Origin of the sequence: Burkholderia sp. Ap-955 (assembly GCF_011753045.1) — a bacterium.
In the GTDB taxonomy this organism is placed as follows: domain Bacteria; phylum Pseudomonadota; class Gammaproteobacteria; order Burkholderiales; family Burkholderiaceae; genus Burkholderia; species Burkholderia lata_D.
This window is the reverse complement of the sequence record NZ_VWWH01000169.1, coordinates 1-6,910: the sequence shown is the minus strand read 5'-3', so window position 1 is coordinate 6,910 and position 6,910 is coordinate 1. Positions and strand designations below refer to the sequence as shown.

Below are 6,910 nucleotides of genomic sequence, written 5' to 3'. Positions count from 1 at the left end.
CTCGCCGCGCTGGTGATCGCCGCGGGCGCGACGCTCGTGCTGCATCGCGACGGCCTGTGGAGCCGCGAACTCGCCGCGCTCAGCCCGGTGCCGGCGCACGCGCAGGCGCTCGATGCGCGGCTGCGCGCCGATGTCGGCGCACCCGATGTGCGCTATCTCGTCGTGATTTCCGCATCGACCGAACAGGCCGCGCTCGAAGGCGCCGAGAAGGTGGCCGCGCAATTGCAGCCGCTGGTCGACCGCGGCGCGCTCGCCGGCTTCGAAAACCCCGCGCGCTACCTGCCGAGCGATGCCGCACAGCGCGCGCGCCAGGCAAGCCTGCCGGATGCCGGCGTGCTCGCCGCGCGGATGCACGATGCCGTCGCGAACCAGCCGATCGCGGTCAATCCCGACCTGTTCACGCCGTTCATCGCCGACGTCGAGGCCGCGCGCCACGCACCGCTGCTGACGCGCGCGGACTTGCGCGGCACGTCGATGGCGCTCGCCGTCGATGCACTGCTGACCGAACGCGACGGCCGCTGGAGCGCGATGCTGCCGCTGCGCGCGCCGGACGCCGCCCGCGCCGCGCAACCGGCGTCGAGTCTCGATGCCACGCCGATTCGCGCGGCCGTCGCGCGCGCGGGCGTGCCCGATGCGCTGTTCGTCGACATGAAGGCCGAAGCCGATCGCCTGTACGTGAGCTATGTGCACGAGGACATCCGGCTGTCGCTCGCGGGTTTTGCCGCGATCGCCGTGCTGCTGCTGATCGCGCTGCGCTCGCCGCGCCGTGTCATGCGCGCGCTCGCGCCGCTCGTCGCGGCCGTGCTGGTCGTGACGGCCGGCTTCGCGCTCGCCGGCGTGCAGCTGACGATCCTGCATCTCGTCGGGATGCTGCTGATCGTCGCGGTCGGCTCGAACTACGCGCTGTTCTTCTGCAAGCGCGACGACGCGCAGCCCGTCACGCCGTACACGCTCGTGTCGCTGCTGATCGCGAACCTCGCGACAGTCGCCGGCTTCGGGCTGCTGGCGCTGTCGCGCGTGCCGTTGCTCGAAACCTTCGGGCTGACCGTCGGCCCGGGCGCGATGCTCGCGCTCGCATTCGCCGCGATTCTCGCGCCCCGCCCGGCCGAGGCTGCGGCCATCAACCGTCATCGAGGAAGCCGCGCATGAACGCGCCGTCGTCCGTTCCGTCGCGACAGCCCGGCGATACGCGCCGCTGGAAGCCGACGCCGCTGATCGCGGGCACGGCCGCGCTGCATGCGGGCGCGGCGGCCGCCGTCGTCGCGCAGCCGGCTGCGTGGCCGTGGGCGGTCGGTGGCGTGGTCGCGTCGCATCTCGCGCTGACCGCCGCCGGCCTGTGGCCGCGCAGCACATTACTCGGCCCGAACTGGACGCGCCTGCCGGCCAACGCGGGCCGCCGCATCGCGCTGACGATCGACGACGGCCCGGACCCGGACGTCACGCCGCGCGTGCTCGACCTGCTCGACCGTTACGACGCGCGCGCGACGTTCTTCTGCATCGGCGATCTCGCGCGCCGTCATCCGCGCTGGATCGAGGCGATCGTCGCGCGCGGTCACGCGATCGAGAACCACAGCCAGCGGCACCGGCACACGTTCTCGCTGTCGGGGCCCGCCGCGCTGCGACGCGAGATCGCGGCCGCGCAGCAGACGCTGACCGAGATCGCCGGCACGCGCCCGCTGTTCTTCCGTGCGCCTGCCGGCCTGCGCAACCCGTTTCTCGAGCCGGTGCTGTGCGAACTCGGCCTGCAGCTGGCGAGCTGGACGCGGCGCGGCTTCGACACGCGCGCACACGATGCGGCGACCGTCACGCGCCGCCTGCTGCACGGCCTCGATGCGCGCGACATCCTGCTCGTGCACGACGGGCACGCGGCGCGCGATGCGCGCGGCGAACCGGTCGTGCTCGACGTGCTGCAAGCGGTGCTGCGCGCGGCCGCCGACGCGCAATTGCACTGGACCACGCTGCGCGCGGCGCTCGCACCGGAACCGCCCGGCGGGCCGGGCGAGCCGGCCGGTTCGGCACCCCCCGTTTGATAAAATCTGACCTCGGACGGCGCGCCTGCCAGCCCTGCTGCGGCGCCCGTTCCGGCCACCGGATGCGACCCTCGTGAAACCTCTCCTGCTCTCGCACTTCACCGCCACCAGCTGCATCGGCCGCGGCCTCGATGCGACCCTCGATGCGCTGCGCGACGCGCGCGGCGAGCTCCAGCCCTGCGACTTCGAACGTGCGGATCTCGACACGTGGATCGGCGCGGTGGACGGCGTCGATGCGCAGCCCGTGCGGGCCGATCTCGCCGACTTCGAATGCCGCAACAACCGCCTCGCGCAGCTCGGCCTGACGCAGGACGGCTTCGACGCACGCGTCGCGGCGGCCGTCGCGCGCTATGGAGCGGCGCGCGTCGGCGTGTTCATCGGCACGAGCACGGCCGGCATCCTCGAAACCGAACACGCATACCAGCGCCGCGACCCAGCGAGCGGCGCGCTGCCCGCCGACTTCCGCTACGCGCAGACGCACAACCCGTATTCGCCGGCCGCGTTCGTGCGCGCGTTTTTCGCGCTGCGCGGGCCGGCGATGGCGATCTCGTCCGCGTGCTCGTCCGGCGCGAAAGTGTTCGGCTCCGCGCGCCGCATGATCGAGGCGGGATTGATCGACGCGGCCGTCGTCGGCGGCGTCGATTCGCTGTGCCTGACGACGCTGTACGGCTTCAATTCGCTCGAACTGCTGTCGCGCCAGCCGTGCCGGCCGTTCGACGTCGCGCGCGACGGCATCTCGATCGGCGAGGCCGCCGCGTTCGCGCTCGTCGAACGCATGCCCGACCCGCCCGCCGCACTCGACGCCCACGCGATCCTGCTGCTCGGCATCGGCGAATCGAGCGACGCGCATCACATGTCGTCGCCCCATCCGGACGGGCTCGGCGCACGCGTCGCGATCGAGCAGGCGCTCACCGCCGCCGGCCTCGGTGCGAACGACATCGACTACGTGAACCTGCACGGCACCGCGACGCCGAGCAACGACGCGGCCGAAAGCCGCGCGATCGGCGCGCTGTTCGCCAGTACGGCTTGCAGCTCGACGAAGGGCGCGACCGGCCATACGCTCGGCGCGGCGGGTGCGCTCGAGGCCGTCGTCGCCGCGCTCGCGCTGCGCGAGCAGTTCGTGCCGGCCGGCGTCAACACGACGCAGCCCGACCCGGCCCTCGCCGCCGATTACGTGCTCGCGAGCCGCGATACACGCGTGCGCGCCGTCCTGTCCAATTCGTTCGGCTTTGGCGGCACGAATTGCAGCCTGATCCTCGGCCGTGCCGACCACGCCCGCCGTTGAGGCCCGCCATGACACTCACCGCCTTCATCGAAAGCATCGGCCTCATCGGGCCCGGATTGAACGACTGGCCGCACGCGGCCGACGTGCTCTCGGGCCGCGTACCGTATGCGCCCGCCCGCACCGAGCTGCCTCCCCCGGCCGGCCTGCCGTCGGCCGAGCGGCGCCGCACCGGCCCCGTCGTGCGCGCGGCGCTCGCGGCCGGCCACGAAGCGGTGGCCGCGAGCGGACGCGACGCCGCGAAGCTCGCGACCGTGTTCAGCGCGTCGGGCGGCGACGGCCAGAATTGCCACGCGATCTGCGAGACGCTGGCCGGCGATGATCGCCAGCTGTCGCCGACGCGCTTCCACAACTCCGTGCACAACGCGCCGGCCGGCTACTGGAGCATCGCGACCCGCGCGATGGCGACGTCGAACGTGCTGTGCGCGCACGACGGCAGCTTCGCCGCGGGGCTGCTCGAGAGCCTGTGCCAGGTCGTCGTCGATCGCGTGCCGACGCTGCTGATCGCGTACGACACCGACTATCCGGAACCGCTGCGTACGGTGCGACCGATCGGCGACGCATTCGGCGTGGCACTCGTGCTTGTGCCCGAAGCAAGCGAACGCGCGCTCGCCCGCGTCGACGTGCAGCTTGCCGACGCACCCGCCACGCCGCTCGCGAACGCCGAACTCGACGCACTGCGCGCCGGCAATCCGGCCGCGCGCGTGCTGCCGCTGCTCGACGCCATCGCCGCGCGGCGTTCGACACGCGTCGTGCTCGACTACCTGGCCGATACGCGCGTGCAGGTCGACGTCGCGATGCCGGACACGTTCACGGTGCGCGCGTGATGACTGCGACGATCCCGCTCGCACCGCCGCTCGATCACGCGTGGATCGCCGCGCACATTCCGCACGACGGCGCGATGTGCCTGCTGGATACGGTCGATGCGTGGGATGCCGCCTGCATCCGCTGTACCGCGACGAGCCACCGCGATCCGCACAACCCGCTGCACGCATACGGCCGGCTCGCGTCCGTCTGCGGCATCGAATACGCGGCGCAGGCGATGGCCGTGCACGGCGCGCTGCTCGGTGCGCACGAAGCGCGCCCACGCGTCGGCTATCTGGCGAGCGTGCGCAACGTCGACGCGTTCGTCGACCGGCTCGACACGTTCGCGCAGCCGCTCGTCGTCGAAGCGGAACGCGTGAGCGGCGACGCCCGCTCGGTGCTGTACGGCTTCGCGCTGCGCTGCGGCGATCGCGTGCTGCTGTCCGGCCGCGCCGCGGTAATGCTCGACGCGTCGGCGGCCGGCGCGCTTCGCCCAGGCCCGGCGCCAGCCGGCGATGCAAATCCTCGATGAAGCCGCTTACTCAAGAGAAGGAAACCAGGTCGTGAAAGTTCGTCAGTTCATTGGCGCCGCGCTCGTTCTGGCACTGATCAGCCCGATCGCGCACGCGGACATGTCGGAAGTGAAGCAGGACATCAAGCGCGATTCGAAGGAAGCCGCGCACAAGACCGGCGAGGCGGCCCGCAGCTTCGGCCACGCGACCGCGAGCGCCGCGAAGGCGGTCGGGCACGGGGTCGCACACGCATCGCGCGAAGGTTGGGATGCCACCAAGCGCACGACGAAGCGGATCTTCCACAAGAACGACTCGGGCGAGTCGGGTGGAAAGAGCGAAAAGAACTGATCACGCATCCCGCGCGCATTGCCGACGGCATGCGCGCGGGGCATGACCGCTCATCGACCGCTCACCGAGCGTTCGCCGATTGCGATGCGCCGGCGCTGCCGTCAGCGAGCACCGTGCATGCGGCGCCGCGGCCTCGCCGTCGCCGGCCGGCGCGCGAAGCACTTGCCGTACGCGACGAACCAGCAATCGCGATGATCGAAGTTCCGCAGCAGCCGCGCGCGGCGCCGCTCGAGCCAGTAGAGCGAGATCGCCATCGTCAGCGCGACGGCCAGCGCCGAGCCGCCGATCACGAGTCCCATCCAGGTGTCGCCCATGCGTTCTCCGGAATGCGAGGCCGAAGCGGCGCGCCTGCCGCCGCTCCGGCACGGGATAGTGGGGAACGCGACCCGCTCGCGCGCGAACGCCGTGCGGGCCGCCACGCGTCAATGCATGTGCTGGCCGCCGTTGATCGCGATGTTGGAGCCCGTCACGAAGCCGGCCTCCTCCGAGCACAGGTAAGCCACCAGCGCGGCGACTTCCTCGGGCTTGCCGAGCCGGCCCGCCGGAATCTGCGGGAGGATCTTCGAGTCGAGGATGTCCTGCGGGATCGCCGTTACCATCTTCGTCGCGAGGTAGCCCGGCGACACCGTGTTCACCGTCACGCCCTTGCGCGCGATCTCGAGCGCGAGCGACTTCGTGAAACCGTGCATGCCGGCCTTCGCGGCCGCGTAGTTGGTCTGGCCGACCGAGCCCTTCGAGCCGTTCACCGACGAGATGTTGACGATGCGACCCCAGCCGCGCTCGACCATGCCTTCACAGACCGGCTTCGTCATGTTGAACACGGAATCGAGGTTGGTGCGGATCACCGCATCCCAGTTGACCTTGTCGAGCTTGCGCAGCGTCATGTCGCGCGTGATGCCCGCATTGTTCACGAGAATGTCCACCGGGCCGACGTCCCGCGTGATCTTCTCGATGCATTGCTGGCACGAATCGTGATCGGCCACGTCCACCGGGTACGCGTGGAACTCTCGGCCGGCCGCGTGCATCTCGGTCAGCCAGCGGTCCGCGCCGGTATTGTTCGGCGAATACGTGACGACTACCCGGTGGCCCGCGTCGTTCAACCTGATGCTGATCGCTTCGCCGAGGCCGCCCATTCCACCAGTCACAACTGCAATTCGCTTAGTCATCCTATTAATTACCGACAAAAAAGTAATCGATCAAGGCGGAGCGGCGGCGTCGCTCAGGCTGCCGCCCCACCGCTTCGATGCGCAGCCGCCCGCGTCGCGGGCACGGCACGCACCGGCACCTCGCGCTTGTTGTTGACTGCTTGTCGTGCGCGAAAACCGCTTCGCCCGCGTGCGGCGCCGGCTGGCGCCGCACGCGGAACGAGTCGTCAGACCCTGCTCAGACGCGCTCGACCGCGAGCGCGACCCCCATCCCGCCGCCGATGCACAGCGACGCCAGCCCGCGCTTCGCATCGCGCTTGGCCATCTCGTGCAGCAGCGTCACCAGGATCCGGCAGCCCGACGCGCCGATCGGGTGGCCGATCGCGATCGCCCCGCCGTTCACGTTCACCTTCGACGTGTCCCAGCCCATCTGCTTGTGCACCGCCAGCGCCTGCGCCGCGAACGCCTCGTTGATCTCCATCAGGTCCAGGTCGCCCGGTGTCCAGCCCGCGCGCTCCAGCGCTCGGCGCGATGCCGGCACCGGCCCCATCCCCATCACGCTCGGGTCCACGCCCGCGTTCGCATACGCCTTGATCCGCGCCAGCGGCGTCAGGCCGAGTGCCGCCGCCTTCTGCGCCGACATCACCAGCACCGCCGCCGCCCCGTCGTTCAGCCCCGACGCGTTCGCCGCCGTCACCGAGCCGTCCTTCGAGAACGCCGGCTTCAGCCCGGCCAGCGATTCCGCCGTCACGCCGTGACGCACGAATTCGTCGGTGGCGAACTGCAGCG

8 protein-coding genes and 1 pseudogene are annotated in these 6,910 nt (G+C 71.1%); 6 read left to right on the top strand and 3 right to left on the bottom strand.

Annotated elements, in window-relative coordinates:
* The 6 genes and pseudogenes from F3J15_RS36640 to F3J15_RS36615 all read left to right on the top strand — a co-directional run.
* Positions 1 to 1,149: pseudogene (locus F3J15_RS36640) on the top strand (hypothetical protein); the annotation flags it as partial.
* Positions 1,146 to 2,030 (top strand): polysaccharide deacetylase family protein, encoded by an 885-nt coding sequence (locus tag F3J15_RS36635; RefSeq protein ID WP_166897590.1) that lies wholly within the window; start codon positions 1,146 to 1,148, stop codon positions 2,028 to 2,030. The pseudogene F3J15_RS36640 and the gene F3J15_RS36635, both read left to right, overlap by 4 nt.
* A gap of 73 nt (positions 2,031 to 2,103) precedes the next feature.
* Complete coding sequence (locus F3J15_RS36630; RefSeq protein WP_166897587.1) at positions 2,104 to 3,315, top strand: beta-ketoacyl-[acyl-carrier-protein] synthase family protein; 1,212 nt, start codon at positions 2,104 to 2,106, stop codon at positions 3,313 to 3,315.
* A gap of 8 nt (positions 3,316 to 3,323) precedes the next feature.
* Complete coding sequence (locus F3J15_RS36625) at positions 3,324 to 4,139, top strand: beta-ketoacyl synthase chain length factor (RefSeq protein WP_166897584.1); 816 nt, start codon at positions 3,324 to 3,326, stop codon at positions 4,137 to 4,139.
* Positions 4,139 to 4,648 (top strand): hotdog family protein, encoded by a 510-nt coding sequence (locus tag F3J15_RS36620; RefSeq protein WP_166897581.1) that lies wholly within the window; start codon positions 4,139 to 4,141, stop codon positions 4,646 to 4,648. Before F3J15_RS36625 ends, F3J15_RS36620 begins: the two co-directional genes overlap by 1 nt.
* A complete protein-coding gene (locus F3J15_RS36615) occupies positions 4,632 to 4,976 on the top strand; it encodes a hypothetical protein (protein ID WP_166897578.1) in 345 nt (114 codons plus the stop codon). Before F3J15_RS36620 ends, F3J15_RS36615 begins: the two co-directional genes overlap by 17 nt.
* A gap of 101 nt (positions 4,977 to 5,077) precedes the next feature.
* Here F3J15_RS36615 and F3J15_RS36610 read toward each other — a convergent pair whose 3' ends face one another.
* The 3 genes from F3J15_RS36610 to F3J15_RS36600 form a co-directional block, all read right to left on the bottom strand.
* Positions 5,078 to 5,290 carry a hypothetical protein gene (locus F3J15_RS36610; RefSeq protein ID WP_166897576.1) on the bottom strand — a complete coding sequence of 71 codons (213 nt, stop codon included), beginning with the start codon at positions 5,288 to 5,290 and terminating at the stop codon, positions 5,078 to 5,080.
* A 108-nt stretch (positions 5,291 to 5,398) separates the two neighbouring features.
* Positions 5,399 to 6,142, bottom strand: a complete 744-nt coding sequence (gene phbB / locus F3J15_RS36605) for an acetoacetyl-CoA reductase (RefSeq protein ID WP_166897573.1) — start codon at positions 6,140 to 6,142, stop codon at positions 5,399 to 5,401.
* A 217-nt stretch (positions 6,143 to 6,359) separates the two neighbouring features.
* Positions 6,360 to 6,910 (bottom strand): acetyl-CoA C-acyltransferase (locus F3J15_RS36600; protein ID WP_166897571.1); only part of this gene is annotated, 551 nt, incomplete at its 5' end.